Annotated in this window: 13 protein-coding genes; 9 read left to right on the top strand and 4 right to left on the bottom strand. The window is 64.2% G+C overall.

Going from position 1 to position 21,774, the window contains the following annotated elements; genetic code table 11:
* Nucleotides 1-28 precede the first annotated feature (28 nt).
* Nucleotides 29-946: a transcriptional regulator MetR gene (gene metR, locus GEV38_RS21735; RefSeq protein WP_003258025.1), complete on the top strand. Its 918-nt coding sequence runs from the start codon at nucleotides 29-31 to the stop codon at nucleotides 944-946.
* Here the strand turns inward: metR and GEV38_RS21740 are convergent.
* Entirely contained in the window at nucleotides 930-1,343 is a 414-nt protein-coding gene (locus tag GEV38_RS21740; protein WP_054573736.1) for an NUDIX domain-containing protein, read from the bottom strand. The genes metR and GEV38_RS21740 overlap by 17 nt on opposite strands.
* A 226-nt stretch (nucleotides 1,344-1,569) precedes the next feature.
* Between GEV38_RS21740 and GEV38_RS21745 the strand changes: the two genes are divergently transcribed.
* Nucleotides 1,570-5,838, top strand: a complete 4,269-nt coding sequence (locus GEV38_RS21745) for a DEAD/DEAH box helicase (RefSeq protein WP_173896015.1) — start codon at nucleotides 1,570-1,572, stop codon at nucleotides 5,836-5,838.
* A 277-nt stretch (nucleotides 5,839-6,115) separates the two neighbouring features.
* A complete protein-coding gene (locus GEV38_RS21750) occupies nucleotides 6,116-7,735 on the top strand; it encodes an FMN-binding glutamate synthase family protein (protein ID WP_015271581.1) in 1,620 nt (539 codons plus the stop codon).
* A gap of 143 nt (nucleotides 7,736-7,878) precedes the next feature.
* On the opposite strand, the gene GEV38_RS21755 is transcribed toward GEV38_RS21750, so the two are convergent.
* Nucleotides 7,879-9,297: an amino acid permease gene (locus GEV38_RS21755; RefSeq protein ID WP_013973978.1), complete on the bottom strand. Its 1,419-nt coding sequence runs from the start codon at nucleotides 9,295-9,297 to the stop codon at nucleotides 7,879-7,881.
* A 476-nt stretch (nucleotides 9,298-9,773) separates the two neighbouring features.
* Here GEV38_RS21755 and GEV38_RS21760 point away from each other — a divergent pair, with 476 nt between their 5' ends.
* The 3 genes from GEV38_RS21760 to GEV38_RS21770 all read left to right on the top strand — a co-directional run bounded on the left by GEV38_RS21760 (nucleotide 9,774) and on the right by GEV38_RS21770 (nucleotide 14,312).
* Nucleotides 9,774-12,923 carry a transglycosylase domain-containing protein gene (locus tag GEV38_RS21760; RefSeq protein ID WP_054573738.1) on the top strand — a complete coding sequence of 1,050 codons (3,150 nt, stop codon included), beginning with the start codon at nucleotides 9,774-9,776 and terminating at the stop codon, nucleotides 12,921-12,923.
* Nucleotides 12,924-13,012: 89 nt separating this feature from the next.
* Nucleotides 13,013-13,558: a PadR family transcriptional regulator gene (locus GEV38_RS21765; RefSeq protein ID WP_054573739.1), complete on the top strand. Its 546-nt coding sequence runs from the start codon at nucleotides 13,013-13,015 to the stop codon at nucleotides 13,556-13,558.
* Complete coding sequence (locus GEV38_RS21770; protein WP_015271584.1) at nucleotides 13,551-14,312, top strand: siderophore-interacting protein; 762 nt, start codon at nucleotides 13,551-13,553, stop codon at nucleotides 14,310-14,312. Before GEV38_RS21765 ends, GEV38_RS21770 begins: the two co-directional genes overlap by 8 nt.
* Before the next feature lie 243 nt (nucleotides 14,313-14,555).
* Here the strand turns inward: GEV38_RS21770 and GEV38_RS21775 are convergent, their stop codons facing one another.
* Nucleotides 14,556-15,191 carry a Pr6Pr family membrane protein gene (locus GEV38_RS21775; protein WP_015271585.1) on the bottom strand — a complete coding sequence of 212 codons (636 nt, stop codon included), beginning with the start codon at nucleotides 15,189-15,191 and terminating at the stop codon, nucleotides 14,556-14,558.
* 1 nt (nucleotide 15,192) lies between these two features.
* Nucleotides 15,193-15,414, bottom strand: a complete 222-nt coding sequence (locus tag GEV38_RS21780; RefSeq protein WP_003252112.1) for a VF530 family DNA-binding protein — start codon at nucleotides 15,412-15,414, stop codon at nucleotides 15,193-15,195.
* Between the two features lie 165 nt (nucleotides 15,415-15,579).
* On the opposite strand from GEV38_RS21780, the gene GEV38_RS21785 reads away from it, so the two are divergent.
* The 3 genes from GEV38_RS21785 (at nucleotide 15,580) to GEV38_RS21795 (ending at nucleotide 21,723) form a co-directional block, all read left to right on the top strand.
* Nucleotides 15,580-17,631, top strand: coding sequence for a TonB-dependent receptor (locus GEV38_RS21785; protein ID WP_054573740.1), 2,052 nt, complete (start codon nucleotides 15,580-15,582; stop codon nucleotides 17,629-17,631).
* Nucleotides 17,632-17,946: 315 nt separating this feature from the next.
* Nucleotides 17,947-19,281, top strand: a complete 1,335-nt coding sequence (locus GEV38_RS21790) for a carbohydrate porin (protein WP_173896017.1) — start codon at nucleotides 17,947-17,949, stop codon at nucleotides 19,279-19,281.
* 30 nt (nucleotides 19,282-19,311) lie between these two features.
* Nucleotides 19,312-21,723 (top strand): glucose/quinate/shikimate family membrane-bound PQQ-dependent dehydrogenase, encoded by a 2,412-nt coding sequence (locus GEV38_RS21795; protein WP_013973985.1) that lies wholly within the window; start codon nucleotides 19,312-19,314, stop codon nucleotides 21,721-21,723.
* Nucleotides 21,724-21,774 lie beyond the last annotated feature (51 nt).

Genomic DNA, 21,774 nt, shown 5'->3' on the forward strand with positions numbered 1-21,774 from the left:
TCCTCAAGTCCACACACCGGAGTCAGCTGTGCTGGAGATCCGTCACCTGAAAACCCTTCATGCCCTGCGCGAGGCCGACAGCCTCGTGGAGGCTGCCGAGCGCCTGCACCTGACTCAGTCGGCGCTGTCGCACCAGTTCAAGGAGCTGGAAGAACGCCTGGGCCTGCCACTGTTCGTGCGCAAGACCAAGCCGATCCGCTTCACCAGCGCCGGGTTGCGTCTGCTGCAACTGGCCGATGCCACCCTGCCGCTGCTGCGCGGCGCCGAACGTGACATCGCGCGCCTGGCCGGCGGCACCGCCGGTCGTCTGCACATGGCCATCGAATGCCACAGCTGCTTCCAGTGGCTGATGCCGACCATCGACCAGTTCCGTGACGCCTGGCCGGAGGTGGAGCTGGACCTGGCCTCCGGCTTTGCCTTCGCACCACTGCCGGCCCTGGCCCGCGGCGACCTTGACCTGGTGGTGACCTCCGACCCGCTGGACCTGGCGGGCATCACCTACGTGCCGCTGTTCACCTACGAGGCGATGCTGGCGGTGGCCAACCAGCATCCGTTGGCCAGCAAGCCCTACATCGTGCCGCAGGACCTGCTCGACCAGACCCTCATCACCTACCCGGTGGAGCGCGACCGCCTGGACATCTTCACCCGCTTCCTGGAGCCAGCCGACATCGAGCCCGCCGCCGTGCGCACATCGGAGCTGACGGTGATGATGATGCAACTTGTGGCCAGTGGCCGTGGCGTTTGCGGCATGCCGCACTGGGCGCTGCACGAGTACAGTTCGCGCGGGTATGTGAAGGGCAAGCGCCTGGGTGAGAAAGGCCTGTTCGCCACGCTTTATGCCGCCGTGCGCACCGACATGCTCGATGCGCCATATATGCGCGACTTCTTGCTCACGGCCAAGGACACCTCGTTCGCCACCCTCGATGGCGTCAGCGCGGTGCGCTGACGGCCTGGCGGTATAGCGGCAGGATCAGGTCGCGGGTCAGGGGTGCAAGCTGCATGGCGGGTGCCTGGTCTGCGGCCAGCCACACCACCTCCTCGATCTCCGCGGCCGGCAGCACGGCTGCGGCGCTGTCGACACGGAACAGTTCGGCCTGTACCTCGAAGCCCGGCTCGTTGGCGGCCGGGGCGCTGAACCGGCCCAGGTGCACGGCCTGAGCTGGGTCGATGTGCAGGCCTAGTTCCTCATGCAGCTCGCGCACCAGCGCCTGCACCGGGGTTTCGCCAGCATCGATCTTGCCGCCGGGCTGCATGAAAGCCTGGGTGCCGCGCTTGCGTACCAGCAGGGTGCGGCCTTGGGAGTCGATCAACAGGGCCGCGGCTATGCGGATGGTGTTGGGCATGGGGGCTCACCTGAAACAATGGCCGGGGAGGATCCCATGGGGGTCCTTGCCCTGACAAGGCCAGTGTCTCATGTGCCGGCCTCTTCGCGGGTGAACCCGCTCCCACAGGTGCACCACAAGGCCAGAGAGCGGCGCAGTACCCGCGAAGAGGCCGACACAGGTCGTAGCCGATCCAGCAGACGAACGGCCCCTTGCCAACCCGCCCCACACCCTCCATAACCAACACATGAACCTGCCCGCCAAACACCACCCGGTGCTCGAGCTGTTCCACCCCGCCGTGCGCACCTGGTTCCGTCGCCACTTCGCTACGGTGACCGATGCCCAGGCCCAGGCCTGGCCGTTGATCCATGCGGGCCAGTCGATGCTGCTAGCCGCACCGACCGGCTCGGGCAAGACCCTCAGTGCGTTCCTGGCCGTGCTCGACGAACTGTTCCGCCAAGGCCTGGAGCACCAAGGCGAGCTACCAGCGCAAACCCAGGTGGTCTACGTTTCGCCACTCAAGGCGCTTTCCAACGATATCCGCCTGAACCTGCAAACCCCGCTCGAAGGCATCAGCCAGGCCATCGCGGACCAGGGCCTGAACGCCCCGCGCATCACCACGGCCGTGCGCAGCGGCGACACCCCGCAGAAGGAGCGTGCCGCCATGCGCAAGCTGGCGCCGCACATCCTGGTGACCACCCCCGAATCGCTCTACGTGCTGATGGGCTCGGCTTCTGGCCGTAAAGGCCTGGCCAGCGTGCACACGGTAATCGTCGACGAAATCCATGCCCTGGCAGGCAACAAGCGCGGCGCCCACCTGGCACTGACCCTGGAGCGCCTGCAGGCCCTGTGCAACCGGCCGTTGCGGCGCATCGGCCTGTCGGCCACGCAACGCCCGGTCGAGCGGGTGGCGCAATTTCTGGTCGGCAACGGCCGCCCCTGCGCAATCGTCGATGTCGGCCATGCTCGGCAGCGCGACCTGGCCATCGAGGTGCCGCCAGTGCCGCTGGGTGCAGTGATGTCCACCGATGTCTGGGGCCTGGTCTATGACCGCCTGGCCACCCTGGCGCGCGAACACCGCACCACCCTGGTGTTCGTCAACACCCGGCGCCTGGCCGAGCGCATCACCCGCCACCTCAGCGACCGGCTGGGCAAGGAGGCGGTTGCCGCGCACCACGGCAGCCTGGCCAAGGAACTACGCCTGGATGCCGAACAACGCCTGAAGAATGGCCAGTTGCAGGTGCTGGTGGCCACTGCATCGCTGGAGCTGGGCATCGATATCGGTGACATCGATCTGGTCTGCCAGATCGCCTCACCAGGTTCGATAGCGGCCTTTCTGCAGCGGGTCGGCCGCGCCAGCCACCAGGTCGATGGCGTGCCAAAGGGCCGCTTGTTCCCGACCTCGCGCGATGACCTGATCGAATGCGTGGCCCTGCTCGACTGCATACGCCGGGGGGAGCTGGACGAGCTGCACATTCCACGGGCGCCGCTGGACGTGCTGGCCCAGCAGATCGTCGCCGAAGCCAGCAACCAGCCCTGGCACGAACAAGCCCTGTTCGACTGCCTGCGCCAGGCCACGCCCTATGCCGAACTCGACCAGCAACATTACCAGGCCCTGCTGCGCATGCTCGCCGAGGGCTACAACGGCCGCCAGGGCGTGCGCAGTGCCTATCTGCACCGCGATGCGGTGAGCGGCACCCTGCGTGGCCGCCGCGGCAGCCAGCTGACCGCCCTGACCAGCGGCGGCACCATCCCCGACAACGCCGACTACGCCGTGCTGCTCGAACCGCAGGCGCTGAACATCGGCAGCGTCAACGAAGACTTCGCCGTGGAAAGCATCGCCGGCGACATCTTCCAGCTTGGCAATGCCTCCTATCGAATCCTGCGGGTCGAGCCGGGCCGGGTGCGGGTGGAGGATGCCCATGGCCTTCCACCGACCATTCCATTCTGGCTGGGCGAGGCGCCGGGGCGCAGCGACGAGCTGTCCGCCGCGGTGGCCCGGCTGCAGGCGCAGATCGACCAACAGCTGGCTGACAACAACCAGGCCGAGGTGCTGGCATGGTTGCAGGCCACCTTCGAACTGGGTGAAGACGCCGCCGGCCAGTTGCTCGACTACCTGGCCCGCACCCGCGAAGTGCTTGGTGCCCTGCCCTCGCAGGACACGCTGGTGATGGAGCGCTTCTTCGATGAGTCCGGCGGTACCCAGTTGATCATCCATTCGCCCTACGGCAGCCGCATCAACCGCGCCTGGGGCCTGGCCCTGCGCAAGCGCTTCTGCCGCACCTTCAACTTCGAGTTGCAGGCGGCGGCCAGCGAGGACGCCATCGTGCTGTCGCTGTCCTCCAGCCACAGCTTCGAACTGGACGACGTGTGGCGTTACCTGAATAGCCGCAACGCCGAGTCGATCCTTGTCCAGGCACTGCTCGATGCGCCGCTGTTCGGCGTGCGCTGGCGCTGGAACGCCAGCGTGACCATGGCCTTGCCGCGCTTTGTCGGCGGTCGCAAGGTGGCGCCACAGATCCAGCGGATGAAGAGTGAAGACCTGATTGCCGCCGTGTTCCCCGACCAGATCGCCTGCCTGGAGAACATCGTCGGCGAGCGGCAGATTCCCGATCATCCGCTGGTCGAGCAAACCCTCGACGACTGCCTGCACGAGGCGATGGATAGCGAAGGCTGGCTAGCACTTTTGCGGCGCATGGAAAGCGGCACGGTACGCCTGCTGTGCCGCGATCTGCCCGCCCCTTCGCCGTTGGCGGCGGCCATCCTCAATGCACGGCCATATGCCTTCCTGGATGACGCGCCACTGGAAGAGCGTCGCACACAGGCAGTGCTCAACCGGCGCTGGAACGAGGTGCAGAACGGCGACGACCTGGGCGCGCTGGACGCCGATGCGATTGCCGCCGTGGCGGCCGAAGCCTGGCCGCAGCCGGGCAACGCCGACGAACTGCATGAAGCGTTGATGGGCCTGGGTGCCATCAGCCAGGACGAAGTGCAGGGCAATGCCGGCTGGGAGCTGCTGCTCAGACAATTGGCCAAGGCCGGCCGGGCCTTGCGCCTGGTGGATGAAAAACTGTGGCTGGCACGCGAGCGGTTGAGTCTGCTGCAGGTGCTGTATCCCGGCTCCCGGCTGGAACCTGCGTTGCAGGTACTGCCAGGCTTCGATCAGGCCATCGAGCCGGACATTGCGCTGGTCGAACTGTTGCGAGCCCGCCTGAGCGGCCATGGCCCGCTGACCCGTGCGCAGATTGCGGTAGCACTTGGCAAACCACCGCAAGCCATCGAACAGGCCCTGGCCCACCTGGAGACCGAAGGCTATGTGCTGCGTGGGCATTTCAGCCCCGGCGCAAGCGAACTGCAATGGTGCGAACGCCATCTGCTTGCGCGCATCCACCGCTACACGGTCAAACGCCTGCGCCGGGAGATCGAGCCGGTCAGCCTGCAGGACTTCATGCGCTTTCTGTTCGACTGGCAGCACCTGGCCAACGACACGTGCCTGCGCGGCCCGCAAGCCGTGGCCGAGGTACTAGGCCAGTTACAAGGATTCCCGAGTGCAGCCGGAGCCTGGGAGGCCGAACTGCTGCTGGCACGTATCAAGGACTACAGCCCGCACTGGCTCGACGATGCCTGCCGTAGCGGGCAGTTTGCCTGGAGCCGGCTGGCGGCGACCGTGTCGAGCAACACCTTGTCGAGCACACCGCTGGTGCTGCTGCCGCGCGAGCATCTTGGGTTGTGGCGCAGCCTTGCCCCCGTACCCGCCCTGGATAGCCTCGGCGCACGGGCGCAACGCGTCCACGAGGTGCTGAACGCACATGGCGCGCTGTTCTTCGACGAGCTGGCACACGACGCCCACCTGCTGCCCAGCGAACTGGAGACGGCCTTGCAAGAGCTGGTAGGTGCAGGCCTGGTGGGGGCCGACAGCTTCACCGGCCTACGCAGCCTGATCACCCCGGCGGCGAAACGCACATCGCGCAACAGCCGACGCGGCCACCCACCGCTGTCCAGCAGCATGTCCCATGCCGGGCGCTGGGCGTTGCTGCGCAGGGGTGCTGTAGACGACGGCCAGCGCCTGGAGCACATCGCCCGGGCCCTGCTTCGGCGCTATGGCGTGGTGTGCTGGCGCCTGCTGGAGCGCGAAAGCGATGTGCTGCCGCCCTGGCGCGAACTGCTGCGCTGCTATCACCGGCTGGAAGCGCGTGGCGAGATTCGTGGCGGGCGCTTCATTGCCGGGCTGGCCGGCGAACAGTTCGCCTTGCCTGAGGCGGTGGGGCTGCTGCGGCAGGTGCGGCGGCGTGAATTGGACGGGGCCCTGGTGGTGGTGAGTGCCAGTGACCCGCTGAACCTGGTCGGGTCGTTGCTGCCGGGGGCGAAAGTGCCGGCGGTGAGTGGCAACCGCCTGTTGTATCGCGACGGGGTGCCAGTGGCGATGCGGGTGGCAGGGCACTATTCGTACCTGGTCGAAGCGCCGGCACAAGAGCAGGAAAGCTGGCGGCAGAAGCTGCTGCGCGACACTATCTGAATCCCTTGTTGCTGACTTCAGGGCATGCACAGCACCTTTAGGAGCAGCCTTGTGCTGCGAAGAGGCCATTATTGCCGAAGACAATCTGTTTCCCTACTGGCCTCTTCGCAGCACAAGGCTGCTCCTACAAAAGCCCGTATTGGCCTGAAGACTATCGCCAGGCTCTGCGAGAATGATTTTCGCTACCCCGATTTTAATTTGCACAGCCGAGCAACTTGGCTATGGTCGGGGTTTGCCCCAGGCCCTGAGCCTGACCGCGCCATCGCAAGGACCCTGTATGAGCCTGTCACTTCTCAGTCGCTATGCCTTCTTCGCCGCCTGTGTGCTGTTCACCCTGGCGAGCCTGCCGTTCACCCACCACGAATGGTTGTGGCCGTTCACCCTGAGCACCGGAATCCTCAGCCTCATCGGTCTGTTCGACCTGTTGCAGCAACGCCACGCAGTACGCCGCAACTACCCGATCCTGGGCAACATCCGCTATCTGGTCGAGGCCATTCGCCCGGAAATTCGCCAGTACCTGCTGGAGGCGGACAGCGACGCCCTGCCGTTCTCCCGCGCCCAGCGCTCGCTGGTTTACGCAAGGGCGAAGAACGAAGCCTCGGACAAACCCTTCGGCACCCTGATCGACGTGTACGAGTCCGGCTTCGAATTCATCGGCCACTCCATGCGCCCGGCGCCATTGGCCGACCCGGCAAGCTTCCGGGTCATCGTCGGCGGGCCGCAATGCAGCCAGCCATACTCAGCGTCGATCTTCAACATATCGGCGATGAGCTTTGGCTCGCTCAGTGCCAACGCCATCCGCGCCCTCAACCAGGGCGCCAAGCTGGGCAACTTCCACCATGACACCGGCGAAGGCAGCATCAGCCCCTATCACCGCGAGCATGGCGGCGACCTGGTCTGGGAACTGGGCAGCGGCTACTTCGGGTGCCGCACGCCAGACGGGCGCTTCGACCCCGAACGCTTTGCCGCCCAGGCACGCAGCCCGCAGGTGCGGATGATCGAAATCAAGATGAGCCAAGGCGCCAAGCCCGGCCATGGCGGCATCCTGCCCAAGCACAAGGTGACCCGGGAAATCGCCGAAACCCGTGGCGTGCTGATGGGCGAAGACTGCATATCGCCGTCGCGCCACAGCGCCTTCTCCACACCCATCGAGATGATGCAGTTCATCGCCCAGTTGCGTGAGCTGTCTGGCGGCAAACCGGTAGGTTTCAAGTTCTGCCTGGGCCACCCGTGGGAGTTCATGGGCATCGCCAAGGCCATGCTGGAAACCGGCATCCTGCCCGACTTCATCGTCGTCGACGGCAAGGAAGGCGGCACCGGCGCGGCGCCGGTGGAGTTCACCGACCACATTGGCGTACCGCTGCGCGAAGGGTTGCTGTTCGTGCACAACACCCTGGTTGGCCTGAACCTGCGCGACAAGATCAAGCTGGGCGCCAGCGGCAAGATCGTCAGCGCGTTCGACATTGCCAGCGTGCTGGCCATTGGCGCTGATTGGGCCAACTCGGCGCGCGGCTTCATGTTCGCCATCGGCTGCATTCAGTCGCAGAGCTGCCACACCAACAAGTGCCCGACCGGTGTGGCCACGCAAGACCCTCTGCGCCAGCGTGCGCTGGTGGTGCCGGACAAAGCCCAGCGGGTGTTGAACTTCCACCACAATACCTTGCGTGCCCTGGCCGAAATGCTTGCGGCAGCGGGCCTGGAGCACCCGGCGCAGCTGGAAGCCAAGCACCTGGTACGGCGCATCTCGGCCACCGAGATCAAACTGTTCTCGCAGATGCATGTGTTCTTGAAGCCGGGTGAACTGCTGACTGGCGAGGTGAACGGGCAGTTCTATTCGCGCATGTGGCAGCTGGCGCGGGCGGACAGCTTTGAACCGAACAGCGAAGTGGCGGCCTGATAGAACCCTGGGGCTGCTACGCAGCCCATCGCGACACAAGGCCGCTCCTACAGGCGACCGCGACCCATGCAGCTGGCTGCGGTCGCCTGTAGGAGCGGCCTTGTGTCGCGAAAGGGCCGCAAAGCGGCCCCAGCCATTTCAGATCAGGAAGCAGTACTGGCCACACCCTGCGCGTCTTTCGGCGCCAGGCGGAACGCGTAGTACAGCACCGTCAGCAGCACCAGGAACGCCGGGCCGATGTACAGCGCCACGCGGGTATCCTCGAAGTACGCCATCAGGCCGACCACCAGCACCAGGAAGGCCAGCGCCAGATACGAGCTCAACGGCCACAGCCACATGCGGTATTTCAGCGCCTTGCGTTCAGTGGAGCTCAGGCCGGCGCGGAACTTCAGTTGCGCCAGCAGGATCATCACCCAGGTCCAGATCGCGCCGAAGGTGGCGATCGAAGTCACCCAGACGAAGACCTTCTCCGGCACCAGGTAGTTGGCCAGCACGCCCAGCAGCAGCGCACCGATCGACAGCAGCAGCGCGTTGCGCGGCACGCCGTTCTTCGACGTACGGGCGAAGGCCGCCGGGGCCTGGCCGTTCTGCGCCAGGCTGTAGAGCATGCGCCCGGTGCTGAAGATGCCGCCGTTGCACGACGACAGCGCTGCAGTGATCACCACGAAGTTGATGATGCCGGCGGCGGTCTTGATGCCCAGGCGCTCGAAGGTCATGACGAACGGGCTGCCCTGACTGCCGATTTCGCTCCAAGGGTAGATCGACAGGATCACGAACAGCGCACCGACATAGAACAGCAGAATGCGCCAGAACACCGAGCCGATGGCCTGCGGGATGGTCTTTTGCGGGTTGCGTGCTTCACCGGCGGTCAGGCCGATCATTTCCACGCCCAGGTAGGCGAACATGACCATTTGCAGCGACATCAGCACGCCGGTCACGCCATTGGGCATGAAGCCGCCGTTGCTCCAAAGGTTGGAAATACCCACTGCCACGCCGTCATTGCCGAAGCCAAAGGCAATGATGCCGATGCCGCCAAGGACCATGGCGATGATGGTGACGATCTTGATCAGGGCGAACCAGAACTCGAATTCACCAAAGGCCTTGACGGCCACCAGGTTGACCGCCCCCATGCTGCCCAGCGCCGCCAGGGCCCAGATCCAGCGTGGTACGTCAGGGAACCAGATGCCCATGTAGATGGCCACCGCGGTGATTTCGGCAACGCAGGTCACCAGCCACAGGAACCAGTAGTTCCAGCCGGTAAGGAAGCCCGCCAGCGGGCCCAGATAGTCCTGGGCATAACGGCTGAACGAGCCAGCGACAGGGTTGTGCACGGCCATTTCGCCAAGGGCGCGCATAATCACCAGGATGGCCAGGCCGCCGATGATGTAGGACAACATGATGGCGGGGCCGGCCATTTCGATGGCCTTGGCCGAACCGAGGAAAAGACCGACACCGATACAGGCGCCCAGCGCCATCAGGCGGATGTGCCGTTCGCCCAGTTCACGCTTGAGCGGGCCGCCTTCAGCGGCCTGGCCGTGGGCAGAGTGGTTGCCGACTGGCATAGCAATACAACCTCATTTTGTTATTGGATTTGACCTTCGTGCAGCTCCAGCCAGGCCGATAGGCGTGGCATTGGCTTGCCGAACTGGCCTTGTGGGCCGGCCCGAGTGCCGGAATAGAGCGCCCGGCGAGGCGAAGGGGGCGAGCAGTATAGGAAGACCCTTGCAGGTTTTTTCGCTGTATAAACAGGAATATTCAGCTAGATCTCTGGGGCCGCTTCGCACCCCATTCGCAGCACAAGGCTGCTCCTACAATGGATACGCATTCCCCTGTAGGAGCAGCCTTGTGCTGCGAATGGGGCGCGAAGCGGCCCCAAATCGCCCGGCCACCATAGCAACATCGCCGTATGAAGAAACCCACACCAAAGCCGCATAGCCCTACGCCACTCTTCTCCGTCTCTTACAAATTTTTCACCTGACCCGCTCAACGTCTAAGCTTCAGACAAGCAAGACGAAAATACCTGGCCGGATAGAAGACTATGGGCGCACTGTGGCAATCGGAACCAAGCAGAACGGAAGCACCCGAGATACCTCCGGCCGAGACGCCACAACCAAAGTCCCCCCGTCAGCGTCGGCTATGGTGGCGGCTGATCATCCTCATGCTGCTGGTGGCGCTGGTTGCCATCGGCTTCGCTGCATATGACGAATTCCGCACCTCCAACCTGCAGTCGCGGGAATTCAGCAAGCTGGCAAGCACCCTCACCTATTCGCTGCAACCAGGCCCCAGCGATGCCATCGTCTACCCCGGCGAAGGGCCGTTCGACAAACGCCTGGGCTACAGTGCCCTGGGCGAATTCCTGCCACGCCTGCTCAAGCGCGACTACCTGATCAGCGAGCAAGTGAAGTTCTCGCCGGCGTTGATGAACTACGTCGATCATGGGCTGTTCGCCCCCTATATCGAGAAAATCCAGGCTGGCCTGTCGATCACCGACTGCCGTGGCGACATGCTGTACCAGTACAACTACCCGCAACACTTGTACCCGGACTTTGCGGCGATCCCGCCGGTTATCGTCAACAGCCTGCTGTTCATCGAGAACCGCGACCTGCTCGACACCAAGGACCCGCGCAACAACCCGGCCGTGGACTGGCCGCGCTTCGCCAAGGCCGCCTACAGCCAGGTGGCCAAGTACCTGGCCCTGCCCGGCCAGTCCGCTGGCGGTAGCACCCTGGCCACGCAGCTTGAAAAGTACCGTCATTCACCGGACGGCCTGACCGTTTCCGGCGCCGAGAAGATCCGCCAGATGATTTCCGCCAGCGTGCGTGCCTATCAGGGCGGCCCTGATACAACCGAGGCGCGCCAGCGCATCGTGCGGGACTACCTCAACAGCGTGCCGCTGTCGGCAGTACCTGGGCATGGCGAAGTGCATGGCATGGCCGAAGGCCTGCGGGTGTGGTACGGCGCCGATTTCGACCAGGTCAACCAGGCCCTGAGTTCCACCGCCAGCGACCCTGAGAGCATGGCCGCACGCGGCCTGGCCCTGCGCCAGGTGCTGTCGCTGATGATTGCCCAGCGCCGGCCGTCGCACTACCTGTCCAAGGGGCGGCTCGAACTGGCCGAACTGACCGACGCGCACATCCGCGTGCTGGCCGCCAACAAGGTCATCGAGCGGCCACTGGCCGACGCTGCACTGGCCAGCAAGGCGGTATACCGCGACTGGGTGGCTCAACCGACCATCGTGCCGATCGTCACCAACAAGGGCATCAGCCTGGCACGCAACCGCCTGGCAGCCATGCTCAACCGCCCGCTGTACGATCTCGACCGGCTGGATCTGTCGGCCACCAGCACCCTGCAGTCCGACCTGCAACTGCAGGTCAGCCAGTACCTGAAAAACCTTTCCGACCCTGAATTCGCGGCGCAGATCGGCCTAATCGGCGAACGCCTGCTCACCGCCAAGACCACCGATCAGGTGAGCTACAGCTTCACCTTGTTCGAGCGCACCGCCGACGGCTCGCGGGTGCGGGTGCAGACCGACAGCACCGACCAGCCATTCGATATCAACGAAGGCAGCAAGCTGGAGCTGGGTTCAACCGCCAAGTTGCGGGTGCTCACCACCTACCTGGAGATCATCGCCGAACTGCACGACAAATACGCCGGCAAGCCAGCCGCCGAGTTGAAGAAAGTCGAAGTCGCCGAGCTAGACCGCATCAGCCAGTGGTCGCTGGAATGGCTGGCGCAGAACAGCAAGAACCAGAGCCTGGACGCCATGCTCGATGCCGCACTGGAACGCAAGTATTCGGCCAACACCGGCGAAGCCTTCTTCACCGGCGGCGGCATGCATGTGTTCAACAACTTCCGCAAGGAAGACAACAGCCGCAACCCAACCCTCAAGGATGCATTGCGCGAATCGATCAACCTGCCGTTCATCCGCCTGATGCGCGACCTGGTGCGCTACGTGACCTACCAGCAACCGTATAACCGCGTGCCGCTGCTCAAGGACGACTCCGACCCGCGCCGCCAGGAATACCTGGCCCGTTTCGCCGACAAGGAAGGCACCAACTACCTGATGCGTTTCTGGAAGAAATACCAGCGCAAGACCTCGCAGCAGCGCCTGGACACCTTCCTCGACAGCATGCGCGTGACCCCGCAACGGTTGGCGGCCGTGCACCGCTACCTGTTCCCCGAGGCTGGCCAGGAAACCTTCAACGCCTTCGTCCGCGCCCACCTCAAGGGTGACAAGATCGTCCTGGGCAAACTGACCGATGGCCGCCTGTCGGAGATGTACGACGCCTATGGCCCGGGCAAGTACGACCTACCCGACCAGGGCTATATCGCCAAGGTCCACCCGCTGGACTTGTGGCTGTTGGGTTACCTGCTGAAGAACCCCGGTTCGACCTTGACCGAAATGGTCAATGCCAGCCGCTTCGAGCGCCAGGAGGTTTACGGCTGGCTGTTCAAGAGCCGCCATCAGGGCGCCCGTGACAGCCGCATTCGCACCATGGTGGAGATCGAAGCGTTCCTCGACATTCACCAGCGCTGGAAGCGCGTGGGCTATCCATTCGACCACCTGGTACCCTCGCTGGCCACCGCCATCGGCAGCTCGGGCGACCGCCCCGCCGCCCTCTCCGAGCTGGTCGGCATCATTCAGAACGACGGTGTGCGCCTGCCGACCTTGCGGATCGACACCCTGCACTTCGCAGCCAATACGCCTTACGAGACCAAGCTGGTCACCGACCCGGACCGGGGTGTGCGGATTCTGCCGGTCGAAGTCGCGCGCGCCCTCAAAGGCGCCATGTCGCAGGTGGTGGATGCGGGCACCGCGCGGCGTATTTCCGGCAGTTTCAAGCTGCAGGACGGCACGCCACTGGTGATGGGCGGCAAAACCGGTACCGGTGACAACCGCATCGAAAGCTTTGGTGCTGGCGGCCGACTGATCGGCTCGCGCTCGCTGAACCGAACCGCCACCTTCGTGTTCTTCCTGGGCGACAACCATTTCGGCACCTTGACCGCATTCGTGCCGGGGCGCTCGGCAGAGGCCTTCAAGTTCACCTCGGCGCTGCCGGTGCAGGTGCTCAAGGGTATGGCTCCGATTCTCATGCCTTACCTGCAACCGGGCAATCCGAATGAGTGCAAAGCGCCGCAGGTGGCCATGCACACAGCAGCGCCGCAAGGGGATACATCGAACAACTAGATGATAATCATCTGCAATTAAGGGCTTGTCTTTAGATATATCTTGAGTAATATCTTACGATATATCGCAAACGACGGAGCCCTGCCCCCATGCGCGAACATACCCCCCATGACCCCTTCGAGCGGCGCCCAGGTCGTGGCGAACGCGGCCCGCGCGTCTTCGCTCCCGGCGACCTCAAGCTGCTGATGCTGGCCCTGCTCGCCGAGCAGCCAGGCCACGGCTACGACCTGATCCGCCAGATCGAAAACCTGTTCGACGGTAGCTACAGCCCAAGCCCCGGGGTGATCTACCCCACCCTCAACTTCCTTGAGGAGGCCGAACTGATCAGCGGCCAGGTGCAGGGCAGCAAACGCCTCTATGCCATCACACAAGCCGGCCGCACCGCCCTGGCCGAACAGGCCGTCGCACTGGACGGCGTGCGCATGCGCATCGAAGTCAGCAAGCGCGCCCTGCGCGGCCACGACCGCCCACCAGAGATTCATGAAGCGGTCGGCAACCTGCGCCACGCACTGCACATGCACAGCGGCCGCTGGACACCGGAAGAAATCGAGCGGGTCCGCGACCTGCTCAACCACGCCGCCAAGGCCATCGCCTCCTCGCCGGCTGAACCTGCCAGGGAGACACCCCATGAGTGACACCATTCACCGCGTCAACCACGAAATCCGCCAACGCCACCTGCAGGTGCTGCGGGTCACCGAACTGACCCCGCGCATGCGCCGCATCACTCTCGGGGGTGCCGAGCTGCAAGGTTTCACCAGCGTGGGCAGCGACGACCATATCAAGCTGTTGTTCGCCGAAACGCCGGAGCAACAGCAAGCCATCGAGGCTCGCAACCTGGGCCGAGAAGGTGGCGCACGGCCTACCATGCGCGAATACACGCCACGGCGCATCGACCTGGTGGCCAATGAACTGGATATCGACTTCGTGCTGCACGGCGATGGCCCTGCATCCACCTGGGCCGCCCAGGCGGCACCCGGGCAAACCCTGAACATCGCCGGGCCGCGGGCTTCGATGGTGGTGCCGGACATCTTCGACAGCTACCTGCTGATCGGTGACGAAACTGCCATCCCGGCCATTGGCCGCCGCCTGGAGGAGTTGCCTGCGGGCCGTCAGGTGCTGGCGGTTATCCAGATCGAAGACGAGCAGGAACGCCAGCCACTGCCTAGCAAGGCACAGGTGGAGGTGATCTGGGTACGTCGCCAACAGGAGGACTTGCTGGCACTGGTGAAGAACCTGACCTTGCCGCAGGGCCGGTTGTACGGCTGGGTGGCACTGGAAAAAGCCCTGAGCCGGCAGGCCAAGGCACTGTTGCTGGAGAAAGGCTTGCCTGAGGATGCGCTCAAGGCTGTGGCCTACTGGCGTGCCGACGGGACTGCGGACGACGAATGATTGTTTATTGCCTGCATTAGTCCTATCGGGCAAGCCAGCCACAGGAATCGCGCAGCCCCTGTGGGAGCGGCCTTGTGTCGCGAAAGGGCTGCAAAGCAGCCCCAGCAATTTCAACTATCGCGCATCAATCCTGGGGCCGCGTTGCGGCCCTATCGCGACACAAGGCCGCTCCTACAGGTACAGCGACAACCTCGAGAGTAACGCTGTACCTGTGTGGCTTGCCGGCGATAGGGCCAGTGCAGGTCAAGCCAATCTGTGCAGCCCCCGCCACCGATCCAGCCCCAGCAACACCAGCCCAATCCCCCAGAACCCCGCCAACACCCCCAGGGCATTGAGCACTACCTGCCCATACCCCAGGCTCGCCACGTCGATGAACGGGTAGGCATACACGCCAATCTCGCTCCCACGCCACAGCGCGTAGGCAAAATACGTCGCCGGGTAAACCGCCCAGACCAGCAGATGCCATAGCCGCAACCTACCTTTGGGCACCTCGCACCACCAGTACAAGGCATATAGCACGGGCATCACATCGTGCAGCAACTCGTCCGCCAGCCATTGCCAGCCCTGCGGTTGCCACAAGTGACGCAAAAGCACGCTGTAGGCCAATGCCACCAGCACGATGCTGGCAGCCACTGCGGAACTCACCGAAGGCGACAGGAAAAAGCGTTTGGCACGGCCTTCCCGGCCAAACGCCGCATAACTGAGCACCGTTGCCACCAGGGTGTTGGTCAACACGGTGAAATACCCGAACACATTGATCAGGCCACCCACCAGGCTGGCCTGCTCCTGCCAACGCGCCAGCAGCACCAGATACACCTGCACGGTCAGGCCGAACCAGCCCAGCACGGCCATGCCGGTCAGCCAGGGGCGACGCGGCATGTCAGGCCTGGCGCTGCAGCTTCACGTACAGCTGCTCGACCTTTTCCCGTGCCCACGGCGTCTTGCGCAGGAAGGTCAGGCTCGACTTGATGGTCGGGTTGCTTTTGAAGCAGCGCACATCGATGCGCTCGGCCAGGCCCTGCCATTGGTAGTGCGCCACCAGCTCGGTGAGGATCTGTTCGAGGGTCTTGCCGTGCAGCGCGTTGTGTTGGGCCGTGCTCATGCCAGTGCTCCGTAGGAAAGATGCGCACCTTACACGAGTGTAGTGGTGGGTGGGATCAGGTGAGTCAACAGAAAAACCGCTGGCCAGGCGCAAAACCTCTGTGCTGAAATAGAGATGTTATATTGTAACAATACAAAAGCATCTGCCAAGGAACGCCCCATCCCCATGCTGTACACACCGCTTCGCCTCTCTCCCCTCGCCGTCGCGCTCTGGCTTGCCGCACCACCCAGCCAAGCGGTGGAGCTCGAGCCCCAGGTCATCACCGCCAACCCTTTGGGTAACAGCCAGCTGGCCGCCCCCAGCACCGTGCTCGAAGGCGACAACCTGCTGCAACAGCAGCACGGCAGCCTTGGTGAAACCCTGAACAAGCAGCCCGGAGTCGCCTCCACCTGGTTCGGCCCTGGCGCCAGTCGCCCGGTAATTCGTGGCCTGGACGGCGACCGCATTCGCATCCTGCGCAATGGCGTCGGCACCCTCGACGCTTCATCACTGTCCTACGACCACGCCGTGCCGCTGGACCCGGTGACCGTCGAGCGCGTCGAGATCGTCCGTGGCCCGGCTGCCCTGCTCTACGGCGGCAACGCCATCGGCGGCGTGGTCAATACCTTCGACAACCGCATCCCGGATGCCCCCATCAAGGGCATCCACGGTGCCGGTGAACTGCGCTACGGCGGCGCCGATACCACCCGCAGCAGCGCTGGCAAGCTGGAGGCCGGCAACGGTGCCTTCGCCCTGCACCTGGATGCCAACAGCCGCCAGTTCAACGACCTGCGCATCCCCGGTTACGCGCGCAGTTCCAAGGTGCGCGATGCCGACGAACCCGGCAGCAAGCACCGCCTGGAAAACAGCGACGGCCGCCAGGACGGTGGCGCCCTGGGTGGCGCCTACCATTGGGACCACGGTTACGCCGGCCTGTCGTACAGCCGCTACGACAGTAACTATGGCTCGGTGGCCGAGCCAGGTGTGCGCCTGGACATGAAGCAGGACCATTACGCCTTCGCCTCCGAGCTGCGTGACATGGACGGCCCGTTCACTTCGATCAAGGTCGATGCCGGCTACACCGACTACGAGCATCGTGAAATCGAAGAAGGCGAGGTCCACACCACCTTCAGGAACAAGGGCTATGAAGCACGTATCGAAGCTCGCCACCAACCGCTCGGGCCGGTAGAAGGCGTGATCGGCGCCCAGGTCAGCCGCAACGAATTCTCCGCGTTGGGCGAGGAAGCCTTCGTCCCGCACACCGACACCGACAGCCTGGCGCTGTTCATGCTGGAGCAGTGGCAAGCCACCGAGCGCCTCAACCTGAGCCTGGGTGCACGCATGGAGCACACCCGGGTCGATCCGGATGCCAAAGGCAACGAGAACTTCGCCGACGCCGACAGCGCCAGCAGTTTCAACACCTTCAGCCTGTCTTCCGGAGCGGTGTACCAGCTCGACCCGGTCTGGTCGCTGGCCGCCAACCTCGGCTACACCGAGCGCGCCCCGACCTTCTACGAGCTGTATGCCAATGGTGCCCACGTGGCCACCGGAGCCTTTGAAGTCGGCGATGCCAGCCTGAACAAGGAAAAAGCCGTTTCCGCCGACCTGGCCCTGCGTTTCGACAACGGCACCCACAAGGGCAGTGTCGGGGTGTTCTACAGCCACTTCCGCAACTACATCGGCCTGATAAGCACCGGCAACATCCGCGAGGGGCATGACCACGATCATGATGAGGATGACCACGACCATGATCACGTTCATGACCACGGCGGTTTCCCGGAGTACCAGTATCAGGGCGTGCGGGCGCGATTCTATGGCATCGAGGCCCAGGATCGCTGGCAGCTGGCCGAGAACCGTTACGGCAGCTTCGCGTTGGAAGTGTCTGGTGACTACACCCGGGCCAAGAACCTGGACAGTGGCGAGCCGCTGCCCCGCATCGCCCCGCTGCGCCTGAACAGCGGCCTGGTCTGGGAGCTGGACCGCTGGCAGGCGCGGGTCGACGTGCAACACGCTGCGTCTCAGCATCGCAAACCGGCCAACGAAACCAGCACTGATGGCTATACCACGCTAGGGGCCAGCGTTGGTTACCGCTTCGAAGTTGGCCAGAGCCAGTGGCTGGCGTTTGTGCGCGGCGAAAACCTGACGGACCAGACCGTGCGCTATGCCAGCTCGATCCTGCGCGACATCGCCCCGGCGCCGGGGCGTAGTGTGGAAGTGGGTCTGCGTACCACCTTCTGAAATCGCGGGGGCGCTTCGCGCCCCTTTCGCCGGCAAGCCCCACCGGTATTGCTTCTGCCTCAAGTGCAACGCCATCCTGTGGGAGCTGGCTTGCCGGCGATTGGGCTGCAAAGCAGCCCCCTCTGCAGCCAATTATTACCTGTCGAACAACAATCCACTGCGACAATTTGTCTTTTTTTCTTACAACTTCCCCTATATCCTCCCCGCCGCAAGCTGAATCGCTTCATCGAAACCATCTTGTCGCCATTTCCATTGAAGGGCCCGCCCTTCGATGCGCTTGCCGTTTATTCAACAATCAGAAGATAGCGCTATCTCATGCTCCAACTGCCCAAAACCTGTTACATCGGCCTAGCCCTCAGCGCCCTGGCGGCTCCCAGCAGCGCCAGCGAGATGTTCGCCAGCGATTCGCCATGGATGCTCGGCGACTGGGGTGGCACCCGCAGCGAACTGCTGGAAAAAGGCTACGACTTCACCCTCGGCTACACCGGCGAGATGGGCAGCAACCTGCATGGTGGCTACGACCACGACCGCACCGCGCGCTACAGCGACCAGTTCACCTTCGGCAGCCACCTGGACCTGGAGAAGATCCTCGGCTGGAAAGACACCGAATTCCAGCTGACCATTACCGAGCGCCACGGCGACAACATCAGCAACGACCGTATCAACGACCCGCGTGTCGGCGGCTTCACCTCGGCCCAGGAGGTCTGGGGCCGTGGCGAAACCTGGCGGCTGACGCAGATGTGGATCAAGCAGAAGTACTTCGATGGCGCACTGGATGTGAAATTCGGCCGTTTCGGCGAAGGCGAAGACTTCAACAGCTTCCCCTGCGACTTCCAGAACCTGGCCTTCTGCGGCTCGCAGGTAGGCAACTGGGTAGGTGGCATCTGGTACAACTGGCCGGTCAGCCAGTGGGCCCTGCGCGTCCGCTACAACCTCAGCGATGCGCTCTACGCCCAGGTCGGCGTGTACGAGCAGAACCCCTCCAACCTGGAGTCGGGCAACGGCTTCAAGCTCAGCGGCAGCGGCACCCAAGGCGCGGTAATGCCGATCGAACTGGTATGGAGCCCACAGGTCAATGGCCTGAAAGGGGAATATCGCGCCGGCTACTACTACAGTAATGCCAAGGCACAGGATGTTCTCAAGGACAGCAATGGCCAGCCGGCAGCCCTCAGCGGCGCCGCCTACCGCAGCAGTTCGAGCAAGCACGGCTTGTGGCTCGGCGCCCAGCAGCAGGTGACTTCGCTGGCGTCCGACCAGTCGCGTGGCCTGAGCCTGTTCGCCAACGCCACGGTGCACGACAAGAAGACCAATGCCATCGACAACTATGTTCAGGCAGGACTGGTATACAAAGGGCCATTCGACGCCCGCGCCAAGGACGACATCGGTTTCGCCCTCGCCCGCGTGCACGTCAACCCTGCCTATCGCAAGAACGCGCGTCTGGTCAACCAGGCCGCCGGCATCGACGACTATGACAACCCCGGTTTCCTGCCGGTACAGGACACCGAGTGCAGCGCCGAGCTGTATTACGGCATCCACTTGGCCGACTGGCTCACGGTACGCCCCAACCTGCAGTACATCCGCCACCCAGGCGGGGTGTCGCAAGTCGATGGCGCCCTGATCGGCGGCCTGAAGATCCAGAGCAGTTTCTAACCCCTTTCTTGACCTGACGGAGAACCTACGATGAGCACTGAAGGTGCCAACAATGGAAGCCGCTGGCTACCGCGCCTGATCGGCGCGCTGCTGTTGCTGATGGGCCTGGCCCTGCTGGCTGGCGGCATCAAGCTGAGCCAGCTGGGCGGATCGCTGTACTACCTGATCGCCGGAATCGGCTTTGCCCTGTCTGGTATCCTGCTGCTGGCCCAACGCCGCATCGCCCTGGGCCTGTACGGCCTGGTACTGCTGGGCAGCACCGCATGGGCCCTGTTCGAAGTGGGCCTGGACTGGTGGCAACTGGTGCCACGCCTGGCCATCTGGTTTGCCATCGGCGTGGTCCTGCTGCTGCCTTGGGCGCGTCGTCCACTGGTCGGCCCGGCCAGCAAGGCCAACACTGCGCTGCTCGGCGTTGCAGTGGTAGCATCTGGCGCTTGTGCCCTGGGCAGCCAGTTCACCCACCCCGGTGAAGTGTTTGGCGAACTGGGCCGCGACAGCAGCGAAATGGCCAGCGCCGCCCCGGCCATGCCCGACGGTGAATGGCAGGCCTACGGCCGCACCGAGCATGGCGACCGCTATTCGCCACTGCGCCAGATCACCCCGCAGAACGCCTACCGCCTCGAAGAAGCCTGGCGCATCCGCACCGGTGACCTGCCGACCGAAAACGACCCTGTGGAGCTGACCAACCAGAACACCCCACTGAAGGTCAACGGCATGCTCTATGCCTGCACCGCGCATAGCCGCTTGCTGGCCCTGGACCCGGACACCGGCGCGGAAATCTGGCGCTTTGATCCACAGGTCAAGAGCCCCGTCGGCACCTTCAAAGGCTTTGCCCACATGACCTGCCGTGGCGTTTCGTACTATGACGAAAACCGTTACGTCAGCCGCGACGGCAGCCCGGCACCGAAAATTACCGACGCCGGCCAAGCGGTGGCCCAGGCCTGCCCTCGCCGCCTCTACCTGCCGACTGCGGACGCCCGCCTGATCGCCATCAATGCCGACAACGGCAAGGTCTGCGAAGGCTTCGCCAACCAGGGCGTGATCGACCTCACCACCGGCATCGGCCCGTTCACCGCTGGCGGCTACTACTCCACCTCGCCAGCCGCAATCACCCGTGACCTGGTGATCATCGGTGGCCACGTCACCGACAACGAGTCGACCAACGAGCCATCCGGCGTGATCCGCGCTTACGATGTACACGATGGTCACCTGGTGTGGAACTGGGACAGCAACAACCCGGACGACACCCAGCCACTGGCCCCCGGCAAGATGTACAGCCGCAACTCGGCCAACATGTGGTCGATCGCCAGCGTCGATGAAGACCTCGGCATGATCTACCTGCCACTGGGCAACCAGACCCCGGACCAGTGGGGCGCCGACCGCACCCCGGGCGCCGAGAAGTACAGCGCCGGCGTGGTCGCACTCGACCTGGCCACCGGCAAGGCTCGCTGGAACTACCAGTTCACCCACCACGACCTGTGGGACATGGACGTCGGCAGCCAGCCGACCCTGGTCCACCTGAAGACCGACGATGGCGTGAAGCCGGCAATCATCGTGCCGACCAAGCAAGGCAGCCTGTACGTGCTCGACCGCCGCGACGGTACGCCGATCGTGCCGATCCGCGAGATCCCCACCCCTCAAGGTGCGGTGAAGGGTGACCACACCTCGCCGACCCAGGCCCGCTCCGACCTCAACCTGCTCGGCCCTGAGCTGACCGAACAGGCCATGTGGGGCGCCACGCCGTTCGACCAGATGCTGTGCCGCATCCAGTTCCGCGAACTGCGTTACGAAGGCCAATACACTCCACCGTCCGAGCAAGGCTCGCTGGTCTACCCGGGCAACGTCGGTGTGTTCAACTGGGGTAGCGTGTCGGTCGACCCGGTGCGCCAACTGCTGTTCACCTCGCCCAACTACATGGCCTTCGTGTCGAAGATGATCCCGCGTGAGCAGGTGGCCGAGGGCAGCAAGCGCGAAAGCGAGACCAGCGGCGTGCAGCCGAACACCGGCGCACCGTACGCAGTGACCATGCACCCGTTCATGTCGCCCCTGGGCGTACCGTGCCAGGCCCCGGCCTGGGGCTATGTCGCCGCCATCGACCTGTTCACCAACAAGGTGGTGTGGAAGCACAAGAACGGCACCACCCGCGACAGCACCCCGGTACCGATCGGCCTGCCGGTTGGCGTGCCGAGCATGGGCGGCTCGATCGTCACCGCTGGTGGCGTCGGTTTCCTCAGCGGCACCCTGGACCAGTACCTGCGCGCCTATGACGTGAACAACGGCAAGGAACTGTGGAAAGCCCGCCTGCCCGCGGGTGGCCAGGCCACGCCGATGACCTACACCGGTAAGGATGGCAAGCAGTACGTGCTGGTGACTGCCGGCGGGCATGGCTCGTTGGGCACCAGGATGGGCGACTACATCATCGCCTACAAACTGGCTGAGTAAAGTTGCCGAGCCCCGCCAGCGGGGCTCACTCGTTGTAGTGGCCTCATCGCC

This window comes from Pseudomonas sp. 13159349, from assembly GCF_013305685.1.
Classification (GTDB): Bacteria; Pseudomonadota; Gammaproteobacteria; order Pseudomonadales; family Pseudomonadaceae; genus Aquipseudomonas; species Aquipseudomonas asiatica.